Consider the following 20,218-nt stretch of genomic DNA (forward strand, 5'->3'; position numbering starts at 1 on the left):
GGCAGCGGGGTCGTCTTTTCTTGGCCTACCTTCTTTTGACGAAGCAAAAGAAGGTAGGTGCGCCGCCGGGCGCACATCCCGGCCTCCGCCCTCAATCAAGGCATGCAGCCACCACAAAGCACCAACCATCGGAGCGGCGCATTCGGCTACGGGGCAGGATCACCCCCGCAACAACTCCGCCACCACCCCCGCCACAAACCTCACCCCCGCATCCTGCTGCCTGCGCGCATGCCACGCCACATGCAACGCAAACCCCTCCACCGCCACCGGCGGCTCGAACACCGCCAGGCCGGCAAACGCACCGTCGTCGCCGCCTGCGGCAACAGGCAGGCACCGGCGCGGCACCATGGCGATCAGGTCGGAGCTGGCCAGCAGCGGCGGCACCAGCAGAAAGCTGGGCACGACCACGCCCACCCGCCGCGTGCGCTGCAGGGCCAGCAGCGCCTGGTCCAGCGCGCCGCGCGTCTCGCCCCGGCCCGAGACCAGCACGTGCGGGTACTGCAGCCAGCGGTCCAGGTTGAAGTCCTGCGCGGCTGGGTGGCCGGCGCGCATGCACACGGCGTACTCCTCGCGCAGCAGCTCCTCGCGGTGAAAGCTCGCGTCCACCACGGGGAAGACCGATACCGCCAGGTCCAGCCGGCCGCGCGCCATGGCGTCCAGCGCGTCGGCCGCGCCGTGCCAGGGTTCCACCACCAGGGCGATGCCCGGCGCGCTTGCGGCCAGGCGTGCATGCAGCGGGCCCACCACCATGACGGCCGGGTAGTCGGCCATGACGATGCGCACGGTCTGGCGCAGGGTGGCGACATCCACCTGGGGGTGCGGGTCGATCACGCGCGCGGCGTCGGCCAGCAGGCGGGTCAGAGGCTCGCGCAGGGCCTCGGCCTTGGGCGTGAGGCGCATGCCACCCCGGGCGCGCTCCAGCAGCGGGTCGCCGAACAGGTGGCGGCAGCGCTCCAGCGCATTGGACATGGCCGGCTGCGACAGGCCCAGCCGCTCGGCCGCGCGCGTCACATGGGCCTCGTCGAGCAGGGCCTGCAGCACCACCAGCAGGTTGAGGTCGATGCTTCGTAAATTCATGGAATCAATGAATGGATATATGAATTATCCGTTGGATTAATTATCGCCCGGATCGCATCCTCGGGGCATCCAGCCAACCAACCGGAGTTCCTGATGACCGATACGACACCCACCACCACCAACGCCCCCGTCCGCACCATCGACACCCTGGTGCTGCTGTTCCACCCGCGCTTCGCGCAATCCGCCACCAACCGGGCGCTGGCCGATGCGGCGGCGGCCGTGCCGGGCGTGCAGGTGGTGGACATGGCGGCGCTCTACCCCGAGGGCCGCGCCATCGATGGCGATGCCGAAGTGCGCCGCCTGCTCAGCGCACGCCGCGTGGTGCTGCAGTTCCCCGTGCAGTGGTATTCCTCCCCGCCGCTGCTCAAGGCCTGGCAGGATGCGGTGCTGACCCGCATGTTCTACATGGCCTATGCCAGCGAAGGCCGGCACCTCGAAGGCACGCCCTTGCTGGTGGCCGCCACGGCCGGCAACGTGCCCGAGGCCTACACCCCCACGGGCCAGAACCTGTTCTCGCTGGCCGAGCTGCTGCGCCCGCTGCAGGCCACGGCGCACCGCTGCGGCCTGCCCTGGGCCGAGCCTTTCCTGGTCTACCGGGCCGGCAAGATGGATGCGGCCCAACTGGCCGGCGAGGCGGCGCGCTATGCGGCGCGGCTGCGGGCCTGGGGTGCGGAGGCGCCGGCAGGTGCCCCCGCAGGGGCCGGCTGTGCCGAGGCGCTGGCGGGTGCCGTGTGATGCGCGTGCAGTCCGCGGCAGTTCAGCGCTGCCGCTCCAGCAGGGCCGCCAGGCCAGCGGTGGCGGCCTCGGCATCCTGCGGCGAGGTTGCGCCGGACACCCCGATGCCGCCCACGCACTCCCCGCCGAGCACGATGGGGATGCCACCCTCCAGCAGGCTCATGCCACTGACGGACAGGAAGCCGCTGCGCCCTGCGGCCAGCAGCTCTTCGAAGAAGCGGGTCTCGCGCCGCGACAGGGCTGCCGTGCGTGCCTTGGCCAGCGCGATCTGCGCCGACAGCGGGCTGGCGCCGTCCTGGCGCACAAAGCCGAGCAGGTGCCCGCCGGCGTCTGCCACCGCGATCGACAGCCTCCATTGCTGCTGGCGCGCATGGGCACTGGCGCTGGCCAGGCAGGCGGCCACATCGTGTTCGTCGAGCGTGCGGGAGGGGTTCATGGCGTGTTGCGGTCTTTCTCTGTGGGGGCGGTTGTTCACTGGGGCTGGAAGCCGGCCTCGCGGGCCAGCCGCTCGTAGACCAGCCGGCTGCGTTCCACGCGCTGGCCGAGCTCTTCGGGTGTGCCCACGCTGGCGCTGACCCCCAGGCTGGCAATGCGCTCCGAGAACGCGGCCGAGGCCGCCACCTTGGCGAGCGCGGCGTGGTACTGCCGCAGCAGCGCGGCCGGCGTGCCAGCCGGCGCGAACAGGGCGGTGAACATGACTTCCTCCAGGCCCTTGATGCCCAGTTCGGCGTAGGTGGGCACGTCGGGAAAGCGCGGCAGGCGCGCGGGCCCGTTGACGGCCAGCAGGCGCAGCTTGCCTGCCTCCACATAGGGCAGCAATGCGCCCACGCCGCCGATGCCCGCGGGCACCTGGCCGGCCACCACGTCCTGCACCAGGGGCGCATCGCCGCGGTAGGGCACGGCGGTGAGGCGGGCACCCGCCGCGCGCCCGATCACGCTGACCGCGAACTCGGGCGCGCTGCCCGGTGCGGGCACGCCGATGCTGGCGCGGCCCGGGCCGGCCTGCGTCCAGGCCGTGAAGTCCTTCAGACCGCCGGCCAGGGGGCCGGTCACGGCGGGGTTCACGGCCAACGCATCGGGGTTCACGGTCACCAGCCCAATGGGCGCGAAGTCCTTCGCCACGTCGAAGCCCGGGTTCAGCACCGTCACGGGAACGATGGCCACGGTGTGGGCGTTCGACAGGAACAGCGTATTGCCATCGGGCCGGGCCGCCTTGAGCGCCTGGGCCGCGATCTGGCCGCCCGCACCGGCGCGGTTCTCCACCACCACGCTGCGGCCCAGCTCCTGCTGCAGGCCTAGCGCCAGCTGGCGCGCGATCACATCGGTGGAGCCGCCGGGCGGAAAGCCCACCAGCAGGCGCAGGGGCGTGCCCTGGGCCAGGGCCGCCGTGGCGGCCAGCAAGAGCAGCAGCCCGCAGGCCAGCGAACGCAGGGGGTGGAAGAAGTTCATGCGGGGTGGCTCCGGTGGATGGCGACCAGGGATGCGCAGACATGCGCGATGTTCGAGGTGTTGATGCCGGCCACGCAGATGCGGCCGGAAGACACGGCGTACACGCCCGAGTGCGTGCGCAGCGCGTCAATCTGCGCCGGGGAGAGGCCCGTGTAGCTGAACATGCCGCGCTGCTCGAGCAGGTAGTCGAAGCCCTGCGCGGGCAGCGCCTCGCGCAGCATGCCGTGCAGGGCGCTGCGCACCTGGCGCATGCGCTCGCGCATGGCTCCGAGTTCGGCACGCCACTGCGCGTTCAGGGCCGCATCGCCCAGGATGGTGCGCACGATCGCCGCGCCCGGGGCGGGCGGGCAGGAGTAGGAGCGCCGGATGGCCTGCTTGAGCTGCCCGAGGACGTGGGCCGCATCGCCGGCCGGCGCGTACACGCTGAGCGCCCCCACCCGCTCGCCATAGAGCGAGAAGATCTTCGAGAACGAGCTCGCCACCAGGCAGCCGATACCGCGGCGCACGCATTCGCGCACGGCCCAGGCGTCTTCGTCCACGCCCTGGGCGAAGCCCTGGTAGGCCATGTCGAAGAAGGGCAGCAGCCCGCGCTCTGCGATGGTGTCCAGCAGCAGGCTCCACTGCGCCCGCGTCGGGTCGACCCCCGTGGGGTTGTGGCAGCAGGGGTGCAGCAGCACCACGCTGCCCGCCTTCAGGCCCTGGAGTGCGCGCACTGCGCCCTCGGCATCGAAGCGGCCGCTTTCGGGCGCGTAGTAGGGGTAGTGGTGCACCCCAAAGCCCGCGCCTTCGAAGATCGCCGCATGGTTGGCCCAGGTCGGGTCGGGCATCCAGATGGTGGCATCGGGCAGCGCATCCTTGAGGAAGTCGGCGCCGAGCTTCAGCGCCCCGGTGCCGGCCACCGCCTGCACCACGGTGAGGGCCGCGGTCGCGGCCCGGCCGGCCTCGCCAAACACCAGGTCGAGCACGGCGGCGCGGAAGGCGCCATCGCCCTCGGTGGGCGGGTAGACGCTGGGTGCGCCGGCCTGCGCCAGCGTGGCGCGTGCCGCCCGCACCGCGCCGAGCTGCGGCACACGCCCCGCGTCATCGCAGTAGATGCCGATGCCCAGGTTGACCTTGGCGGGGCGGGGATCGGCCTGGTAGGCCTCGAACAGCCCCAGGATGGGGTCGTCAACGGGAGGGGGGAGTTGATCGAACATGGTGCGTGGGTAAATGCGTGCGTAGGTGCGTGCGCGGCGTGCCGGCCGGTAGGTTCAGAGCTGGGTCCGCATGGACCACAGCTCGGGGAAGAAGCGGTGGTCGACGACGCTGCGCAGCCAGCCCACGCCGGCCGAGCCGCCCGTGCCGGCCTTGAAGCCCAGGATGCGCTCCACCGAGACGAAATGCCGCCAGCGGTACTGCGAGAAGGCGTCGGCGAGGTCGGTGAGCGCTTCGCCGAGCAGGTACAGGTCGTTCTCCGGCGTGGGGTCGGCATAGACCTGGAGCCAGGCTGCCTCGACGCCGGGTCTGGCCACGTAGGGCTCGGACCAGTCGCGCTCCAGCGCCTCGGGCGGCATGGCGATGCCGCGCCGGTGCAGCAGCGCGAGCACGGCGTCGTAGAGGCTGGGCGCGTGCAGCGCGCGCTCCATGTAGGGCCAGACATCGGGGTTGTTCTCATGCGCGCGCGCCAGCCGCTCGGACTTGTTGCCCAGGATGAACTCGACATGCCGGTACATGTAGGACTGCTGGCCCGAGGCAATGCCCAGGGTGTTGCGGAACTGGTTGAAGCCGTGCGGCGTGATGGTGGAGAGCACGTCCCAGGTCTTGCCGAGGAACTCCAGCAGCGCATGCGCGCGCGGTACCAGCTGCAATGCGCCCGCGACATCGTCGGCCTGGATGCGCGCCTGCATGTTCAGCAGCTCGTAGTGCAGGGCCTTGAAGGTCAGCTCCTTGCAGTGCGTGATGCACAGGAAGACCATCTCGTCATGGCCCTCGCTGCGCATGTGCTGGATGCTCAGCAGCAGGTCGTTGCGCTGGTGTTCCAGGTAGGGATTGCTCGCGCCCTCGAAGCGGAGCAGGGGCTCGCCCTCGGTCTGCTGCACGGTGGACGCGCGCTGCGCGTTGTCGCCGCGGGCGATGGGTTTCACCAGCGACAGTTCGAGCGCCGGGTTGCGCACCTCGGGCAGGATTCGTTTTCGAAGGGGGGTCGTCATGCTCATGCTTCCTGGGGCCCATGCACCATGCCGGCCCATGGCTGGCGATTGTTCGGCAGGCGCATGCCGGGCTCAACCTCCGGGACACCGGATTTGGGCACCGAGCGTCCGCCGTGCGGCGCGCGCCGGCCCGCCCGGCCCTGGGTCCGGGCGCACGGCATAAACTGGGGCATGCAACGCCCCACGAGCACCACGCCGGACGACCTGATCAGCCTGGTCCTGGGCACCTTGCGCACCGACCGTGCGGTGACCGCGCGCTTTGCGCTCACCGCACCCTGGGCGCTGCGCTCCGAAGGGGTCGAGGGCCTGCTGCTGCGCGTGTGCACCGGCCAGCCCTACTGGATCCAGATGGACGGGCAAGCCGCCGTGCAGGTGCAGCCGGGCGACATCGTGATGCTGCCGCAGGGCGGGCCGCACCTGGTCGCCTCGGCGCTGGGCCTCCCGGCCGTGCCGTTTCGCACCCTGCTGCAACAGCACATGCGGGGCGCGCATGGAGACCATCCCATCACCTTTGCGCACGGCGGCGAAGGGGATGAAACAGACGGCAGCGGCGGTGTCACCGAACTCTTCTCGCTGCACCTGTGGATGCCCAGGCACCAGGGGGTCTCGCTGCTGTCCTGGATGCCGCCTCTGATCGTGCTGCGCGCGGCCGACATCGCCACCACGCGCAGCCTGGCGCTGACCACCGGCGCGCTGGTGGAGGAAACCCTGGCCCAACGCCCGGGCTGGCAGCTGGCCACGGCGCGCATGGCCGACCTGCTGCTGGTGCATGTGCTGCGCGAACACCTGCACAGCGGCCCGGCAGGCGCGCAGGGCTGGCTCAATGGCGTGCGCGACAAGGCCATCGGCAAGGCCCTGGCGCAGATGCATGCCCACCCCGAGCTGCCCTGGTCCGTGGCCAGCCTCTCGCGCGTGAGCAACCAGTCGCGCTCGGTGTTCAGCGAGCGCTTTGTCGAGCTCATGGGCAGCACGCCGCTGCGCTACCTTACCGAGGTGCGCATGGGCATCGCGCGCCAGCAATTCCTGCAGGGGGCGGACGATATCTGGCGCGTGGCGCAGGCGGTGGGCTACAGCTCGGAGAAGGCCTTCTCCCGCGCCTTCGAGCGCTGGTCGGGGTCCACGCCGAGCCAGTGCATCAAGACGCGGACGATCGGTGCCCAGATCCGGCGCCCTGAAGGTTGAAGCGCCGCGGGGGCTGGCCAAGAATCGACGGCTTCATCCCCGTTGGTTTTGGCTGCGCTTTTTCCCTATGAACAAGAAAGTCCTGATCGTTGGTGCCGGCATCGCCGGCTGCTCTGCCGCCCTGGCGCTGGCCCGCGCCGGCTGGCATGTCACCGTGATCGAAAAGCAGCCGCAGTGGCGCTTTCAGAGCTCGGGCATCTTTGTCTACAGCAACGGCCTGCAGCACTTTCGCCAGATCGGCGCGATGGAGCCCCTGGTGCAGGCGGGCTTTGCCATTGCATCGGGGCGCAACCGCTACCTGGACCAGGATGGCCGGCCCATCGTCGACGTGGCCTACCCCGCCCTGGGCTCACCGCCCGCCCCGCCCATCCTCGGTATCAAGCGCGCCGAGATGCACCGCGTGCTCTCCGGGCTGCTCACGGCGCTGGGCGTGCCGGTGCAATTGGGCTCCACGGTGCAGGCGCTGCAGCACCACGGCAGCGGCGTGCGGGCCTGGCTCTCCGACGGCAGCACGCACGACGCCGATCTGGTGGTCGGGGCGGACGGCATCCGCTCGGGCGTGCGCGCGCTGCTGTGGCCTGGCGTGCAGCCGCGCTACTCGGACTTCGGCGTCTGGCGCAGCGTGCACCGGCGCCCGGCCGAACTGGTGGACAAGGTCATGATGATGGGCTTGGGCAAGCGGCTGGGGATCATGCCGATCTCGCACGAGAAGCTCTACCTTTTCGGCACCGTGGCCGAGCCCGAGGGCCGCTGGATAGACCCTGCCCTGTGGCCCGAGACCATGCGCGCCCGGTTCGCCGAGTTCGGCGGGCCGGCGCGCCCCTTTCTCGACGAACTCTCGGCGCACAGCGAGGTGCTGTACACCGCCGTCGAGGAGGTGGTGATGCCGCTGCCCTGGCACCAGGGCCGGGTGGTCCTGATCGGCGATGCCGCGCACGCGTCCACGCCCTTCATGGGGCAGGGCGGCGCCCTGGCGGTGCAGGATGCGGTGGTGCTGGCCCGGCTGCTGGCGCAAGAGCCCTCGCTGCCCGCCGCGCTGGCCGCCTTTGGCGAGCGCCGCATGCCGCTGTGCCGCTTCGTGCAGGAGGCCTCGCACCGCGTGGGGCGCGCCGGTGCAGAGCAAGACCCCGTGCGCCATGCCGAGGCGATGCGGGCCTTTCCCGCCCACGCGCAGGCGCATGTGGACGACTTCTACCGCCGGTTGCACGAGCTGGACGAGCTGGACGCGCCGGTCTGAGCCGGCTGGGCAGGGTTTTCCCCGGGGCCGTGTTGCCGACCCTTTATCATGCTGTGAGAACCCTTTATTTGCCCATTTCGCCGTCCAACCGCCCCTGATGACCTCTGCCGCCTCCCCTGCCTCACCCGCCGCCCAACAAAAACCCAACCTTTTCGTGCGCGTGCTGCGCGTGCTCATGTCCCGGGTGGCCCGGGTCACGGTGATCGGGGCCGAGCACCTGGACGGGCCGGGCGGCAAGATCGTGGTGTGCAACCACACGGGCTGGGCCGATCCGCTGTGGGTGGGCTATGCCGCGCTGCCGCGCAAGCTGCACCAGATGGCCAAGAAGGAGCTGTTCGAGACCAAGCTGGGCGCCTGGTTCGTGAGCTCGGGCGGCGGTTTTCCGGTGGACCGGGGCAGCCCTTCGACGGCCACCATCCGCCAGGTGGTCTCGCTGGTCAACGAGGGCCAGCTGGTGCTGATCTTCCCGGGCGGCACACGCAACACCGAGAATGCCGAGGCCAAGCGCGGCGCCGCCACCATCGCGCTGCGTGCCAAGGGCCAGATCGTGCCCGCGCACTACGACGGCCCGGGCGAGATCCGCGCCAGCCACTTCTTCACGCGCCCGCGCATCCGCATCACCTTCGGGCCCCCCATCGTGCTGCCGCCCGATGCCACGGCGAACAAGGAATCGGCGCTGGCGCTGACAGCGACGATGGACGAGGCCATGAAGCGCGTGGCGGAGCAAGGCCCAGCCTGAGGCGCTCTGGCTCAGGCCAGAAACCGTTCCGTCAGCCGGCTCCAGAAGGCCGCCCCCACCGGCAGGTTGCCATCGTGGAAGTCATAGCGCGGGTTGTGCAGCCCGCGCCCGCCCTCGGACGGGCCGTTGCCGATGCGCACCAGCGCGCCGGGGCAGGCCTGCAGCATGTAGGCGAAATCTTCGCTGCCCATCATGCGCTGGAACTGCGGCTCCACCCGGTCCGTGCCCACCAGCTCGCCGGCCACCTTGGCGGCCAGGGCCGTGGCGCTGGCGTCGTTCTCCAGCACCGGGTAGCCCTCGATATAGCGGATCTCGGCCCGGGCGCCATAGCCTTCGGCCGTGGCGTGCACCAGGGCGGTGATGCGCTCCCTGAGCAGGGCGCGCACGGCGGCGCTGAAGGAGCGCACGCTGACGCCGATCTCGGCCTCGGCCGGAATCACGTTGAGCGCATCGCCCGAGCGCAGGCGGCCCACCGTGACCACGGCCGATTCGTTCGGGTCCACGTTGCGCGAGACCACGGTCTGCAGCGCCATCACCGTGGCGGCGGCCGCCACCAGCGGGTCCACCGCGAGGTGGGGCCGCGCCGCATGGCCGCCCACGCCGGTGATGGTGATGAACACCCGGTCGCCCGCCGCAAGAAAGGCGCCGGGCCGCATGAGGAAGTGGCCCTGCGGCGCCCCCGGGTGGTTGTGCATGGCGAACACCATGTCGCAGGGAAAGCGCTCGAACAGCCCGTCGGCCACCATGGCCTTGGCGCCGCTGTCGAAGCCGCGCTCCTCGGCCGGCTGGAAGATCAGGTTCAAGGTGCCGGAAAAGCGCCGCGTGGCCGCCAGGTGCTGCGCCGCGCCCAGCAGCATGGCGGTGTGGCCATCGTGCCCGCAGGCATGCATGCAACCGGGCACGCGGCTGGCGTAGGGCAGGCCGGTTTCCTCGTGGATGGGCAGGGCGTCCATGTCGGCGCGCAGGCCCAGGCGCTTGCTGCCCTGGCCCACGCGCAACTGGGCCACCAGGCCGGTCTGGCCGATGCCGCGCGTGACCTCGTAGCCAAAGGCCTGCAGCTTGCCGGCCACGAAGTCGGCCGTGCCGTGCTCGGCAAAGGCCAGCTCGGGGTGCTGGTGGATGTGGCGGCGCCAGCCGGCGAGCTCGTCCTGCCGGGGCGCCAGGTCGTCGATGCGGGTGAGTTCGGGCAGCAGGCGCGTTGTCGTCGTCATCATCGTCGTCAATTGGAGTCCAACTCGATCTTGTTGTCCCGTGCGATGCGCTGGTAGAAGGCAATGCGCTCCGCGATTTCCTTGCGGTAGGCCGCAGGGTTGATATCCTGGGGCACCATCATGCCCTTGTCCACCCACACGGCCTGGGTGGCCGGGTCGGTCACGATCTTGCGCGTGGCCGCGTAGAGCTTTTGCACGATGGCATCGGGCGTGCCCGCGGGTGCGGCCAGGCCGTTCCACGAGGTGAGGTTCAGGTCGGGCAGCTTGAGCTCGGCAAAGGTCGGCACGTCGGGCAGCTGCGGCACGCGCGTGGGCGAGGCCACGGCCAGGGCGCGCAGCTTGCCGTTCAGGATGTGGGTCAGGTTGGACGAGAGGTTGTTCCACGTCAGCTGGATCTGGCCGCTGAGCAGGTCGTTGAGCGCCACGCCCGCGCCGCGGTAGGGGATGTGCGTCATCGGGAACTTCGCCTGGTTCTTCAGCAGCTCCATGCTCAGGTGCGACACCGAGCCCGTGCCCGCACTCGCGTAGTTGAGCGCCGTGGGGTTGGCGCGCGCGTACTTCACCAGCTCGTCGAAGCTCTTCACGGGCAGCCCGGGGTGGACCAGCAGCACATTGGCCAGCCGGCTGATGAGGGTGATGGGCGCGAAGTCCTTGACCGCGTCGTAGGGCAGCTTGGGGTTCACCGCGGGGTTGACCACATGGGTGCTCTGCGAGGTCACGATCAGCGTGTAGCCATCGGGTGCGGCCTTGGCCACATAGGTCGAGCCAATGGCGCCGCCCGCGCCGCCGCGGTTGTCCACCACCACGGGCTGACCCAGGCTGCGCGCCAGGCGGTCGGCGATGAGCCGGCCCGACACATCGACCGAGCCGCCCGGCGTGAACGGCACCACGAGGCTGATGGCGCGCGTGGGGTAGGGCGCATCGGCGGCAAAGGCGGGCAGTGCCAGGCCGGCGGCAGCGGTGGAAGTGAGGAACTGGCGGCGGTCGATGGTCATGGTGGTGGGCAGTGGGTTGGGAATGGGCGAATGCTAGGCATTGCCAGCCCGTGCATCAAACGACAAAATCGTGGTTCGTGATGACACAATGTCATCGCCCACCGTTCTGCATGCGTCCATGAAACTGCGCTCCCCCTCGCTGGTCGAACTCCATGCCTTTCTGGCCGTGTGCCGGCTGGGCAGCTTCCGCCAGGCGGCCGAGGACCTGTGCGTGACCCAGGCGGCGGTGAGCCGCGCCGTGCAGCGGCTGGAGCAGCACCTGGGCGATTGCCGCCTGTTCGAGCGCTCGCACCAGGGCGTGGTGCTCAGCGAGCGCGGGCGCCAGCTGCGCCAGTTGACCGAGCGGCATGTGCTGGCGCTCGAATCGGCCACGGCACTGTTTGTGGCGCCGCGTGCGCCGGGCAAGCTGCGGCTGTCGGTCATCCCTACCCTGGGCACCAAGTGGCTGCTGCCGCGGCTGCCGCGCTTCCAGGCGCGCCACCCGGGCCTGGATATCGAGATGCGCCAGTTCCGCCACGACGAGGACTTCAGCCGCGACGACGTGGATGTCTGGATCGACGTGAAGCGCCCGCGCCGGCGCTGGCCCGCGCGCCTGCAGGCCACCTACCTCATGGGGCGCGACATCGTGCCCGTGTGCGCGCCGCAGGTGGCGCCGCGCCTCCAACGCCCGGCCGACCTGGCGCGCGAGGTGCTGCTGCACCACACCAACTTCCCCGACAACTGGGCGCGCTGGGCCCACGCTGCCGGCCTGCAGCGCGAGCTGAAGCTGGGCCCGGGCTACGACCTGAGCATGAACCTGATCTTCGCGGCAAAGGAGGGCGTGGGCATCGCCATCACCCAGCCCTGCCTGATCGAGCGCGAGCTGCAGACGGGCGAGCTGGTGATCCCCTTTGCGCTGCCGGTGTCCACCGGGCGCGGCTATTTCCTGTGCATCGACAAGGACCGCCCGGCCACGCCGGGGCAACTGGCCTTCATCGACTGGGTGCAGGAGGAGGCGAAACGGATGGCCGAGTCGGTGTGAGTGCCGGTCAGCCCACCCAAGTACGCAGGCTCGGCACGGCCTGCGCCCACCAGAGCCGCCAGCGCATGCCCCAGCCGGGCGTGTAGCCCGTGGTGGCAAAGCGCACCTGGCCCTGCGCATCGACGACGACCAGGGCCGGCACCACACGCACGCCCCAGGCGCGCGACAGCTCGGCCTGCGGGTCCACCGCCGTGGGCCAGGGCATGGCGCGCTGGCGCTGCACCTGGGCCACGCGGGCGGGGTTGCCCGACTGCATGGCGATGCCCAGCACCGGCCAGTCCTCAGACAGGCGGGCTACCGAGGGTTCCTCGATCTTGCACACCGGGCACCATTCGGCCCAGAAATGCAGGGCCACCGCACGGCCCGGGTGCTGGGCGCGCCAGGCAGCCAACGTGGTGGTGCTGCCATCGGCCAGGGTGATGGCCGCATCGGGCGCGGGGCCCGAGGGCAGGTCGCGCGTGCGCCAGGCATCCACGCCGGCCACCACGAGCAGGGCCAGCAGCACGGTGGCCAAGTGCTGGCGCCAGCCCTGGCGCAGGGACTGCCAGGCGCGGTGGGGCAGGGTGGAGAGGGTCAGCGCAATACTTCCAGCAGGCGGTCGAGCCCGCCCTCGTTGATGGCCACCTTGGCCTGGGCGCGCACGGTGGGCTTGGCGTGGTAGGCCACCGAGAGGCCGGCCGCGCCCATCATGGGCAGGTCGTTGGCGCCATCGCCCACGGCAATGGCCTGCGAAGGCGCAATGCCCATGAGCGAGGCCACTTCGAGCAGGGTGCGGCGCTTTTCGGCACCATCGCAGATGTCGCCCCAGGCCTGGTCCACCATGCGGCCGGTGAGCAGGCCGTTCTCCACTTCGAGCATGTTGGAGCGGGCGAAGTCGATGCCCAGGCCCGCCTTCACGCGGTCGGCAAAAAAGGTGAAGCCGCCCGAGACCAGGAGCGTGATCAGGCCCGCGGCCTTGGCGGCGCTGACCAGTTCCTTGGCGCCGGGGTTGAAGCGCAGGCGCTCGCTGAACACCTGCTCCATGTGCGCCACGGTCACGCCCTTGAGCAGGGCCACGCGCTGGCGCAGGCTTTCCTTGTAGTCGGTGATGATGCCCTGCATGGCCGCCTCGGTGATGGCGGCCACCTCGGCCTTGCGGCCGGCGGCATCGGCGATCTCGTCTACGCACTCGATGTTGATCAGGGTGGAGTCCATGTCGAAGGCGATGAGCTTGTAGCTCGACAGGGACAGCGGGGCATCAATGCCCTGGACGACGAGGCCAGGGGCGAATTCGGTGGCGTTTTTCATGGCGGATACGGGTGTCTGAAGCCGCAATGGTATCGCCCGTGCCGGTGCCCCTCTTGCAGCCTGGGTACCTATGCCGATGGGATATAGCTCCCAGTGCCGGGACTGGGTGGCAGCACAATCCCGTTTTTGTCATAGTACAAAGCATGACTTTCTCCTTGATTCCCGAGCGCCGTGCCTTCTTGTTGCTGGCTGCAGCCGCCTGCACGGGCGTGGCCGCGCAGACCGCCGACAAGCGCCCCATCCGCCTGGTCGTGCCCTTTGGCCCCGGCGGCGTGGCCGACCTCACGGCGCGCACCGTGGCGCAGAAGATGACCGAGGCCACGGGCCAGCCCATCGTGGTGGACAACAAGCCCGGCGCGGGCGGCATCGTCGCGGCCGATGCGGTGGCCAAGGCCGCGCCCGACGGCCGCACGCTGCTGCTCATGTCCAACGGCAACGCGGTGAGCGCGGGCCTGTTCAAGAGCCTGCCGTTCGACCCGGTCAAGAGCTTCACGCCCGTGTCCCTGCTGGGCAGTTTCGACATCGCCCTCATCGCGGGTGGCAAGTCGCGCTTCAAGGACATTGCGGCCCTCATCGCCCATGCCAAGGCCCACCCCGGCCAGCTCAACATCGGCAGCATCAACATCGGCAGCACCCAGCACCTGGCGGCCGAACTGCTCAAGCGCAGCCTGGGCATCGACGTGGCCATCGTGCCCTTCAACAGCAGCGCGGCCGTGACCAGCGCGCTGCTGGGCGAGCAGGTGGATGCTGCCGTCGAGATCCTGGCGCCCGTGCTGCCGCAGATCAGCGCCGGTGCGCTGCAGGCCCTGGCCGTGATGGGCGAGAAGCGCTCGCCCGCGCTGCCGAATGTGCCCACCGTGGCCGAAAGCGGTGCGCCAGGGTTCAACGTGGCGTCGTGGAATGCCTTTGCCGCACCGTCCGGCACGCCGCCCGAGGTGGTGGCGCGCCTGAACAAGGACACCCAGGTCGCGCTCAACGCGCCCGAAGTGCGCACCCGGCTGCTGCAGCTGGGCGTGCAGGCCGGGGGCAGCACGCCCCAGGCGCAGGCCGACTTCTATGCGCGCGAGATCAAGCGCTGGTCTGACGTGATCCAGCAGGCAGGGATCCAGAAACAGTAGGCACGAGGGCGGTGCCGGCCCAGGCGAGCAGCGCATCGGCAATGCGCCCGGGCTGGTCCTCGGGCGCCAGGTGGCCGGCCTCGCCGCAGGCCTGCACCGTGAGACTGGCGACGTGGCTGCGGCACCAGGCCTCCATGGCCGGGCCGATCATCAGCGTGGGCGAGCCGGTGAAGGTGAGCAGCAGCTTGGGAATGTGGCCGGAGTTGCCCAGCCAGTCGCCATAAGCCTCGACCCGTGCCACCACGTCGGCGGGCGATCCTTCGATGGGCATGGCGCGTGGCCAGGCCAGCAGCGGGCGCCGGCTTGCGGGCGTGGGGTAGGGCGCCTCGTACACCGCGCGGTCGGCGGCAGCCAGGGGTGTGAGCACCGTGGCCGCGAGAGATCCCGCCAGGAACTGGTTCTGTTCCAGCGCCAGTTGTTCGCCCAGGCCCGGCGTGCGAAACGCCTCGAAGCGCGGCCGCGCCGCGGCGGGAAAGTCGGCCCAGCCCATCGGCTTGACGATGGTCTCCATGAAGGCGATACCGCGCACCCGGTGCGCCTGCCGGCGCGCCCAGTCGAAGCCCAGCGATGCGCCCCAGTCGATGCCCACGAGCACCACGTCCTGCAGGTCCATCGCGTCGAACCAGGCGGCCAGGTAGCGCGCGTGGTCGTCGTAGCCGTAGGCGATCTCGGGCTTGCCCGATTGCCCCATGCCGATCAGGTCGGGCGCGAGGCAACGGCCCAGCCCTTGCACGCCCGGCAGCACCTTGCGCCACAGGTGCGACGAGACGGGGTTGCCATGCAGAAACACCCAAGTCGGGCCGGCGCCCGGGGTGCCGGTGTCTGCGGTGTCCAGGTGGTGCATGTGCGAGCCGAGAACGGAAATGGTGGGCATGGGGCAGTCCTTTGAAAGTGGTAAGGTACCTGTCTAGTTTATTGAAATAGACAGGTGCCTGTCAAATACCGCCATGGACCCATCGATCACTTCCACCACCCCCGGCTCGCTGGGCGTGCTGCTGCGCCTGCTGCACCAGCAGTTCGCGGGCGCGGTGGACGAGGCCCTCGCCGAGGCCGGCTTTGGCGACGTGCGCGCGGCCCATGCCAGCGTGTTCACCTTTGTGCCACCCGAGGGCATGCCCGTGAGCGAGCTCACGCGGCTAGCGCGCGTGCGCAAGCAGTCCATGGCGCAGACGGTGGACGAGCTCGAAAAGCTCGGCTATGTGGAGCGCCGCCCCAGCCCCACCGACAAGCGTTCGCGCCTGGTCTTCCTGACCGCGCGCGGCCAGCAGATCCGCCCACTCGCCATGGCCGCGGGCAGCCGCACCGAGGCCCAATGGGCCGCCCTGGTGGGTGCGGGCGAACTCGATGCGATCAAGGGCGGGCTGGCGCGGCTGCTGGGGCAACTGCAGCAGTGAGCGGCCCTGCGAGCCGACCTGCCGTTGCCCGCAGCGCCTGGATGGCGCGCAATTGTCCCTGCAGCCCCTCCAGCCCCGGCGCACCGGCCGCAAAGGCGCCATCGAGCGCCGCCGTGCCCACCGTGAACCCGGCGGCCCCACCCGCCGCCACGGCTGCGATGCGCTCGGCCCGGTCGATGGAGCCGGCCACCACGACGGGCTTGTCCACCGCCGCGCACACGGCAGCAATGAGCGCGGGCACCTCGCCTGCGTCGCCCGCAAAGCGGTAGGCCAGCAGGTCCAGCCCATGCACGCCGTCCAGCGCGGCGATGCGGCGCGCGCTGGCCACGATGTCCTGCACCGTGCCCTGCAGCACGCTGGGGTGGCCCACCACGGCGCCGGCAAACGGGTAGTAGCGCAGGGGGCTGCCGCGCAGCAGTGGCAGCACTGCCTCGGGCCGGGTGCCGCCCATCAGCACGCCCACCCCCAGCGCCAGCGCGGCGCGGGCCGATGCAAGCTCGCTGGCTTCGTCCTGGCTCACCACCTCCAGGTAGCTCTGTGCGCCGCCTGCATGGATGGCATCGGCCAGGCGCCGCAGATCGGGCCAGGGCAGGCCGATGTCCTTGAAGCCGATGTGCCGCACCCCGGCGGCCAGCACGGCGGGCAATTGCTCCAGCGCGTCGGCAATGGTCCGGTCGTGCCGTGTGAGCATGAAGATGAAGTCGGGCAAGGCCGGCTGCGCCGCCACCAGGGCCGCGGCCTGCTGCACCGCATGGCCCAGGCTGGCCGCATCGGCCCGGCCCGTGCCCGCGATGTCGAAGGCCGTGCCATGGTCCACCGAGGTGCGCACAAAGGGCAGGCCCACGGTGATGTTCACGCCCTGGTCCACGCCCAGGTACTTCACGGGGATCAGGCCCTGGTCGTGGTACTGCGCCACCACGATGTCGAAGGCGCCCTGGCGCGCGCGCATGAACACCGTGTCCCCGGGCCAGGGGCCCGTGGCGTCAATGCCCTCGGCCCGCGCTGCGGCAATGGCCGGGGCAATGATGTCCCGGTCTTCATGGCCAAACAGCCCGCCCTCGCCCGCATGCGGGTTGAGCCCGGCCACGGCCACGCGCGGCTGCGCCATGCCAAAGCCCAGGCAGGCGCGGTGCGCCAGGCGGATGGCGCGCAGTTCGTTCTCCATCGTCACGGCGGCAAGGGCATCGCGCAGCGCCAGGTGGATGGACACCAGCAGCACGCGCAGCTCGCCATTGGCCAGCACCATCGCGAAGTCGCTTGTGCCCGCGCGCTCGGCCAGCATCTCGGTGTGGCCGGGGTGCTGCACGCCCGCGGCGCGCAGCGCCTCCTTGTGCAGCGGCGCGGTCACGATACCGGCCACCCGGCCCGCCAGCGCGAGGTCGATGGCGCGCTGCACACAGGCGTGGGCGGCGGCCCCGGCGCGCGCGTCGATACGGCCCAGGGGCAGGTCGGCCGGCAGCGGTGCGCAGGCCTGCAGCAGGGGCAGGGCGCCTTGGGCAAGGGCCTCGTGCAGGCCCTCCAGCTGGTCGCCCACGCGGCGCACCTGCAGCGGTGCACCCACCAGGGCAATGGCACGCTGCAAGGCGCCTTCATCGCCCACCACCACATGGGGCGGCTTGTTCACGCTGGCTGCCATCGCCCATTGGGCAATGATCTCGGGGCCTATGCCGGCCGGGTCGCCCATGGTGATGGCCAGGGGCAGGGCGCCGTTCGCTGCAGTTCTCATCGTCGTTTGCATGTCAGTCAATCAGAAGCCGTGACTGTGCTCTTTCGGAGGGCTGAAGAAAACCGATTTGATCTCATGCATGATTGAGCCAAACTCAATCAAAAAAGACATGCCATCAGACACCCGCCTGCCCCCGTTGTCCGCGCTGCGCGCCTTCGAGGCCACGGTGCGCCATGGCAGCGTGTCGCGCGCCGCGCGCGAGCTGCACCTGACCGATGGGGCTGTGAGCCGCGCCGTGCGCGAGTTGGAGGGCGAGCTGGGCTTTGACCTGTTCCAGCGCAGCAGCCGCGCCGTGCTGCCCACGCCCACGGCCCAGGTGCTGGCCGAGGATGTGGCCGCTGCGCTCGACCGTCTGCGCGCGGCGCTGGCGCGTGCGCGCCGCACGGCGGGGCCGGGCCGGCCGCTGGTGCTGTCGTGCGAGCCCACCTTGCTGATCCGCTGGCTCATCCCGCGCCTGGCGCAGTTGCAGGCCGCCATCGGCAGCGAGCGCGAGCTGCGCCTGGTTTCGGCCGGTGGCGTGGTGCATTTCGAGCGCGACGGCATCGACCTGGCGATCCGCCGCAACGACTTTGCGCTGGCCGATGGTGTGCTGGCCGAGCCCTTCGTGCAGGAGCACATCGGCCCCGTGTGCCGCCCCGGCCTGGCGGCCGATCTGCAGGGCGTGCTGCTGCACACCGCCACCCGGCCGGGCGCGTGGGACGACTGGGCGCGCTTGTCCCACACCGCCCAGCAGTCCACGCGCGCCATTCGTTTCGAGCACTTCTACCAGAGCCTGCAGGCCGCGGTGGCCGGCGCGGGCGTGGCCATCGGCCCGCTGGCCCTGGTGGCCGACGACCTGGCCAGCGGTGTGCTTGTGGCACCGCGCGGCTTTGTGGCCGATGGCAGCTGCTACCAGCTCATGGCGCCGCGCGCGGGCGTGCCGGGGGAAGGCGGTGATGCTTTCCACACCGTGCTGGCCTGGCTGCGTGCGGCCTGCGCAGACCTGGCGCCACCACCCCTGCCGCCCGCCGTGGGCAAACGGCAACAGTCCCCCAAAAGGGGGCCAGGGACTGCATAGCCACCCGCATATCATCCCTGCATAACATGCACACAGGGAGTCCGGGGATGGCCATGCAAGCGCACCATGGGGTAGGAGAGGCGGCGGCCGCAGCCATGCCGATCAACCGCAGGCAGGCCACGGCCGTGCTGCTGGCCGGTGCCGCGGCGCCCCTCATGGCCGGGGCGCAGACCGATGCGCCCGCGGCGGCTGCATCGACCCCCTCCGCCGCGCCCCTGTGGCCCGGTGACGACTGGGCCGAGAGCACGCCCGAGGCCCAGGGCATGGACTCCGCCGCCCTGGCCAAGCTCATCGACTTTGGTGCCGCGCAGGGCATGGACAGCCTGCTCGTCACCCGCCACGGCAGCCTGGTGGCCGAGGCCTTCTACGCGCCTTACCGCGAGGGGCTCAAGCACGCCGTCAACTCCACCACCAAGGGCGTGGTCGCCACGCTCACCGGCATGGCCATCCAGGACGGGCTGATCGCCTCGCGCGATGCGCCCGTGATCGACTTCTTTGGGGAAGATGGCCGCAAGATCGCCAACGTCGATGCCGCCAAGAAGGCCATGACCTTGGGGCACCTGCTGGACATGACCTCGGGCCTGGACTGGATCGAACCGCTCAGCGACGCCGTGCCCGAGACCATGCTGCAGCTGGGCCGCGCGCGCGACTGGCAGGGCTTTGTGCTCGACCGGCCCATGGCCCAGGCGCCCGGCGCGGGCTTCAACTACAACAGCGGCAACACGCACCTGCTCTCGGCCATCCTCGCGCACAAGACCGGCGGCAGCACCCTGGCGTATGCGCAAAAGCGCCTGTTCGGCCCCCTGGGCATCACCGATGTGCGTTGGAAGAAGGACCCGCAGGGCCTGGAGATCGGCGGCTGGGGCCTGTACCTGCACCCGCGCGACATGGCGCGCATCGGCTACCTCTATTTGCGCAAGGGCCAGTGGAACGGCCGCCAGCTGCTGCCCGCGGCCTGGGTGGAGCAGGTGTTCCATCCCACCGTGGACATGGGCTTTGGCGCCAATGCGCCCGCTTTCAAGTACGCCAATGGCTGGTGGAGCATCCCTGCGAAACGCGCATTCTTCACGGCCGGCTTCAACCGCCAGCTCATCGTGGTGCTGCCCGATATCGACGTGGTGGTCGCCGTCACCGGCCGGCGCCATTACCCGCTGCCCCTGTTCATCGACCACATCACCGCCGCCGTGCGCTCGCGCGAGCCCCTGCCGGCCGACACGGGTGAGCAAGACCTGCTGGCCGCCCGCATCCGCGACGCCGGGGTGGAAAAGCCCGGCCCCCAGCCCTTGGGCGCCACGCCCGAGCTGGCTGCCACCGTCTCGCGCAAGGCCTGGCTGCTGGAGCGCAACCCCCTGGGCCTGCAGCGCCTGGTGCTGGACCTCACGCCGGCCAACCCGCGCTACGAGGTGCGCTTCGACCCCGGCCGCCCCGACCTGCCGCGCGAGCCGGTGGCCGGCCCCCTGGGCCTGGACGGCAAGTACCGCACCGCCCCCCAGGGCCCCAACGCGGTTGTCGCCGTCAAGGGCCATTGGCTTGATGCGCAGACCTTCCAGTTCATCTCGCGCTCCGTGGCCGATGGCGAGGTGAATGTGCTCACGCTGAAGTTTGAGGGCGGGGGCACGGCGGTGAATGTGGGGGTGGAGAACAACTGGGGGTTCCGGGGGCAGGTGCGGGGAAAGGTGGCGGAGTAGCGGTGGCCCATCGCAGCCCGCCCGGGCACATTTCCGCTGCTGCCTGTGCCTGGCTTGGCACATGATGGAGGCACATGCGTGCCGAGCAGCCTGCACAACCCGTTCAACCAGAA

At 70.5% G+C, this 20,218-nt stretch carries 20 protein-coding genes; 9 read left to right on the forward strand and 11 right to left on the reverse strand.

Annotation, left to right across the window (positions count from 1 at the left end; all coding sequences use genetic code 11):
* Positions 1–159: 159 nt before the first annotated feature.
* Positions 160–1,077: a LysR family transcriptional regulator gene (locus HNP48_RS32530; RefSeq protein WP_184865258.1), complete on the reverse strand. Its 918-nt coding sequence runs from the start codon at positions 1,075–1,077 to the stop codon at positions 160–162.
* A gap of 93 nt (positions 1,078–1,170) precedes the next feature.
* Here HNP48_RS32530 and HNP48_RS32535 point away from each other — a divergent pair, with 93 nt between their 5' ends.
* Positions 1,171–1,812, forward strand: a complete 642-nt coding sequence (locus HNP48_RS32535; protein ID WP_184865260.1) for an NAD(P)H-dependent oxidoreductase — start codon at positions 1,171–1,173, stop codon at positions 1,810–1,812.
* Positions 1,813–1,834: 22 nt separating this feature from the next.
* Here HNP48_RS32535 and HNP48_RS32540 read toward each other — a convergent pair whose 3' ends face one another.
* The 4 genes from HNP48_RS32540 to HNP48_RS32555 are packed head-to-tail and all read right to left on the reverse strand — an operon-like array spanning position 1,835 to position 5,450.
* Positions 1,835–2,248, reverse strand: a complete 414-nt coding sequence (locus HNP48_RS32540) for a heme-binding protein (protein ID WP_184865262.1) — start codon at positions 2,246–2,248, stop codon at positions 1,835–1,837.
* A 35-nt stretch (positions 2,249–2,283) separates the two neighbouring features.
* Positions 2,284–3,261 carry a tripartite tricarboxylate transporter substrate-binding protein gene (locus HNP48_RS32545; RefSeq protein ID WP_260420467.1) on the reverse strand — a complete coding sequence of 326 codons (978 nt, stop codon included), beginning with the start codon at positions 3,259–3,261 and terminating at the stop codon, positions 2,284–2,286.
* A complete protein-coding gene (locus tag HNP48_RS32550) occupies positions 3,258–4,457 on the reverse strand; it encodes an amino acid aminotransferase (RefSeq protein WP_184865265.1) in 1,200 nt (399 codons plus the stop codon). The genes HNP48_RS32545 and HNP48_RS32550 overlap by 4 nt, the downstream gene beginning before the upstream one ends.
* A gap of 54 nt (positions 4,458–4,511) precedes the next feature.
* Positions 4,512–5,450, reverse strand: a complete 939-nt coding sequence (locus HNP48_RS32555; protein WP_184865267.1) for a tryptophan 2,3-dioxygenase — start codon at positions 5,448–5,450, stop codon at positions 4,512–4,514.
* A gap of 171 nt (positions 5,451–5,621) precedes the next feature.
* On the opposite strand from HNP48_RS32555, the gene HNP48_RS32560 reads away from it, so the two are divergent.
* From HNP48_RS32560 to HNP48_RS32570, 3 genes are all read left to right on the forward strand, one after another.
* Positions 5,622–6,632 carry an AraC family transcriptional regulator gene (locus HNP48_RS32560; protein ID WP_184865269.1) on the forward strand — a complete coding sequence of 337 codons (1,011 nt, stop codon included), beginning with the start codon at positions 5,622–5,624 and terminating at the stop codon, positions 6,630–6,632.
* A gap of 67 nt (positions 6,633–6,699) precedes the next feature.
* The gene (locus tag HNP48_RS32565; protein ID WP_184865271.1) at positions 6,700–7,869 is read left to right on the forward strand and encodes an FAD-dependent oxidoreductase; all 1,170 of its coding nucleotides are present in this window, start codon (positions 6,700–6,702) and stop codon (positions 7,867–7,869) included.
* Positions 7,870–7,966: 97 nt separating this feature from the next.
* On the forward strand, positions 7,967–8,608 hold the full coding sequence (locus tag HNP48_RS32570; protein ID WP_184865273.1) for a 1-acyl-sn-glycerol-3-phosphate acyltransferase: 642 nt from the start codon (positions 7,967–7,969) through the stop codon (positions 8,606–8,608).
* Positions 8,609–8,619: 11 nt separating this feature from the next.
* On the opposite strand, the gene HNP48_RS32575 is transcribed toward HNP48_RS32570, so the two are convergent.
* Entirely contained in the window at positions 8,620–9,819 is a 1,200-nt protein-coding gene (locus HNP48_RS32575) for a M20 aminoacylase family protein (protein WP_184865377.1), read from the reverse strand.
* A gap of 8 nt (positions 9,820–9,827) precedes the next feature.
* Positions 9,828–10,814: a tripartite tricarboxylate transporter substrate binding protein gene (locus HNP48_RS32580; RefSeq protein ID WP_184865275.1), complete on the reverse strand. Its 987-nt coding sequence runs from the start codon at positions 10,812–10,814 to the stop codon at positions 9,828–9,830.
* A gap of 118 nt (positions 10,815–10,932) precedes the next feature.
* Between HNP48_RS32580 and HNP48_RS32585 the strand changes: the two genes are divergently transcribed.
* Positions 10,933–11,835 carry a LysR substrate-binding domain-containing protein gene (locus HNP48_RS32585; RefSeq protein ID WP_184865277.1) on the forward strand — a complete coding sequence of 301 codons (903 nt, stop codon included), beginning with the start codon at positions 10,933–10,935 and terminating at the stop codon, positions 11,833–11,835.
* A 7-nt stretch (positions 11,836–11,842) separates the two neighbouring features.
* Here HNP48_RS32585 and HNP48_RS32590 read toward each other — a convergent pair whose 3' ends face one another.
* Both HNP48_RS32590 and serB read right to left on the reverse strand, forming a co-directional pair.
* Positions 11,843–12,340 (reverse strand): redoxin domain-containing protein, encoded by a 498-nt coding sequence (locus HNP48_RS32590; protein ID WP_184865379.1) that lies wholly within the window; start codon positions 12,338–12,340, stop codon positions 11,843–11,845.
* Positions 12,341–12,408: 68 nt separating this feature from the next.
* Positions 12,409–13,122, reverse strand: coding sequence for a phosphoserine phosphatase SerB (gene serB, locus HNP48_RS32595; protein ID WP_184865279.1), 714 nt, complete (start codon positions 13,120–13,122; stop codon positions 12,409–12,411).
* A 143-nt stretch (positions 13,123–13,265) separates the two neighbouring features.
* Here serB and HNP48_RS32600 point away from each other — a divergent pair, with 143 nt between their 5' ends.
* Positions 13,266–14,240, forward strand: a complete 975-nt coding sequence (locus HNP48_RS32600; RefSeq protein ID WP_184865281.1) for a tripartite tricarboxylate transporter substrate binding protein — start codon at positions 13,266–13,268, stop codon at positions 14,238–14,240.
* Here the strand turns inward: HNP48_RS32600 and HNP48_RS32605 are convergent.
* Positions 14,191–15,114 (reverse strand): haloalkane dehalogenase, encoded by a 924-nt coding sequence (locus HNP48_RS32605; protein ID WP_184865283.1) that lies wholly within the window; start codon positions 15,112–15,114, stop codon positions 14,191–14,193. The two genes, HNP48_RS32600 and HNP48_RS32605, sit on opposite strands and share 50 nt — an antisense overlap.
* A gap of 73 nt (positions 15,115–15,187) precedes the next feature.
* Here HNP48_RS32605 and HNP48_RS32610 point away from each other — a divergent pair, with 73 nt between their 5' ends.
* A complete protein-coding gene (locus tag HNP48_RS32610) occupies positions 15,188–15,634 on the forward strand; it encodes a MarR family winged helix-turn-helix transcriptional regulator (protein WP_184865285.1) in 447 nt (148 codons plus the stop codon).
* Here HNP48_RS32610 and pdxA read toward each other — a convergent pair.
* Complete coding sequence (pdxA, locus tag HNP48_RS32615; protein WP_221480433.1) at positions 15,591–17,360, reverse strand: 4-hydroxythreonine-4-phosphate dehydrogenase PdxA; 1,770 nt, start codon at positions 17,358–17,360, stop codon at positions 15,591–15,593. The genes HNP48_RS32610 and pdxA overlap by 44 nt on opposite strands.
* 109 nt (positions 17,361–17,469) lie before the next feature.
* Here pdxA and HNP48_RS32620 point away from each other — a divergent pair, with 109 nt between their 5' ends.
* Together HNP48_RS32620 and HNP48_RS32625 are read left to right on the forward strand one after the other, a co-directional pair.
* Complete coding sequence (locus tag HNP48_RS32620; protein WP_184865287.1) at positions 17,470–18,417, forward strand: LysR family transcriptional regulator; 948 nt, start codon at positions 17,470–17,472, stop codon at positions 18,415–18,417.
* 47 nt (positions 18,418–18,464) lie between these two features.
* Positions 18,465–20,105: a serine hydrolase gene (locus tag HNP48_RS32625; protein WP_184865289.1), complete on the forward strand. Its 1,641-nt coding sequence runs from the start codon at positions 18,465–18,467 to the stop codon at positions 20,103–20,105.
* Positions 20,106–20,218: the final 113 nt, after the last annotated feature.

The organism is Acidovorax soli (genome assembly GCF_014207955.1).
Classification (GTDB): Bacteria; Pseudomonadota; Gammaproteobacteria; order Burkholderiales; family Burkholderiaceae_C; genus Acidovorax; species Acidovorax soli_A.

Excerpts from the sequence above, each read along its gene's own strand:
- HNP48_RS32550 (WP_184865265.1), bottom strand. The coding sequence starts at position 4,457 with ATGTTCGATCAACTCCCCCCTCCCGTTGACGACCCCATCCTGGGGCTG.
- HNP48_RS32530 (WP_184865258.1), bottom strand. The coding sequence starts at position 1,077 with ATGAATTTACGAAGCATCGACCTCAACCTGCTGGTGGTGCTGCAGGCC.
- HNP48_RS32610 (WP_184865285.1), top strand. The coding sequence starts at position 15,188 with ATGGACCCATCGATCACTTCCACCACCCCCGGCTCGCTGGGCGTGCTG.
- HNP48_RS32560 (WP_184865269.1), top strand. The coding sequence starts at position 5,622 with ATGCAACGCCCCACGAGCACCACGCCGGACGACCTGATCAGCCTGGTC.
- HNP48_RS32535 (WP_184865260.1), top strand. The coding sequence starts at position 1,171 with ATGACCGATACGACACCCACCACCACCAACGCCCCCGTCCGCACCATC.
- HNP48_RS32580 (WP_184865275.1), bottom strand. The coding sequence starts at position 10,814 with ATGACCATCGACCGCCGCCAGTTCCTCACTTCCACCGCTGCCGCCGGC.
- HNP48_RS32540 (WP_184865262.1), bottom strand. The coding sequence starts at position 2,248 with ATGAACCCCTCCCGCACGCTCGACGAACACGATGTGGCCGCCTGCCTG.
- HNP48_RS32545 (WP_260420467.1), bottom strand. The coding sequence starts at position 3,261 with ATGAACTTCTTCCACCCCCTGCGTTCGCTGGCCTGCGGGCTGCTGCTC.
- pdxA (WP_221480433.1), bottom strand. The coding sequence starts at position 17,360 with ATGAGAACTGCAGCGAACGGCGCCCTGCCCCTGGCCATCACCATGGGC.
- HNP48_RS32585 (WP_184865277.1), top strand. The coding sequence starts at position 10,933 with ATGAAACTGCGCTCCCCCTCGCTGGTCGAACTCCATGCCTTTCTGGCC.
- HNP48_RS32625 (WP_184865289.1), top strand. The coding sequence starts at position 18,465 with ATGGCCATGCAAGCGCACCATGGGGTAGGAGAGGCGGCGGCCGCAGCC.
- HNP48_RS32620 (WP_184865287.1), top strand. The coding sequence starts at position 17,470 with ATGCCATCAGACACCCGCCTGCCCCCGTTGTCCGCGCTGCGCGCCTTC.
- HNP48_RS32570 (WP_184865273.1), top strand. The coding sequence starts at position 7,967 with ATGACCTCTGCCGCCTCCCCTGCCTCACCCGCCGCCCAACAAAAACCC.
- serB (WP_184865279.1), bottom strand. The coding sequence starts at position 13,122 with ATGAAAAACGCCACCGAATTCGCCCCTGGCCTCGTCGTCCAGGGCATT.
- HNP48_RS32600 (WP_184865281.1), top strand. The coding sequence starts at position 13,266 with ATGACTTTCTCCTTGATTCCCGAGCGCCGTGCCTTCTTGTTGCTGGCT.
- HNP48_RS32575 (WP_184865377.1), bottom strand. The coding sequence starts at position 9,819 with ATGACGACGACAACGCGCCTGCTGCCCGAACTCACCCGCATCGACGAC.
- HNP48_RS32555 (WP_184865267.1), bottom strand. The coding sequence starts at position 5,450 with ATGACGACCCCCCTTCGAAAACGAATCCTGCCCGAGGTGCGCAACCCG.
- HNP48_RS32605 (WP_184865283.1), bottom strand. The coding sequence starts at position 15,114 with ATGCCCACCATTTCCGTTCTCGGCTCGCACATGCACCACCTGGACACC.
- HNP48_RS32565 (WP_184865271.1), top strand. The coding sequence starts at position 6,700 with ATGAACAAGAAAGTCCTGATCGTTGGTGCCGGCATCGCCGGCTGCTCT.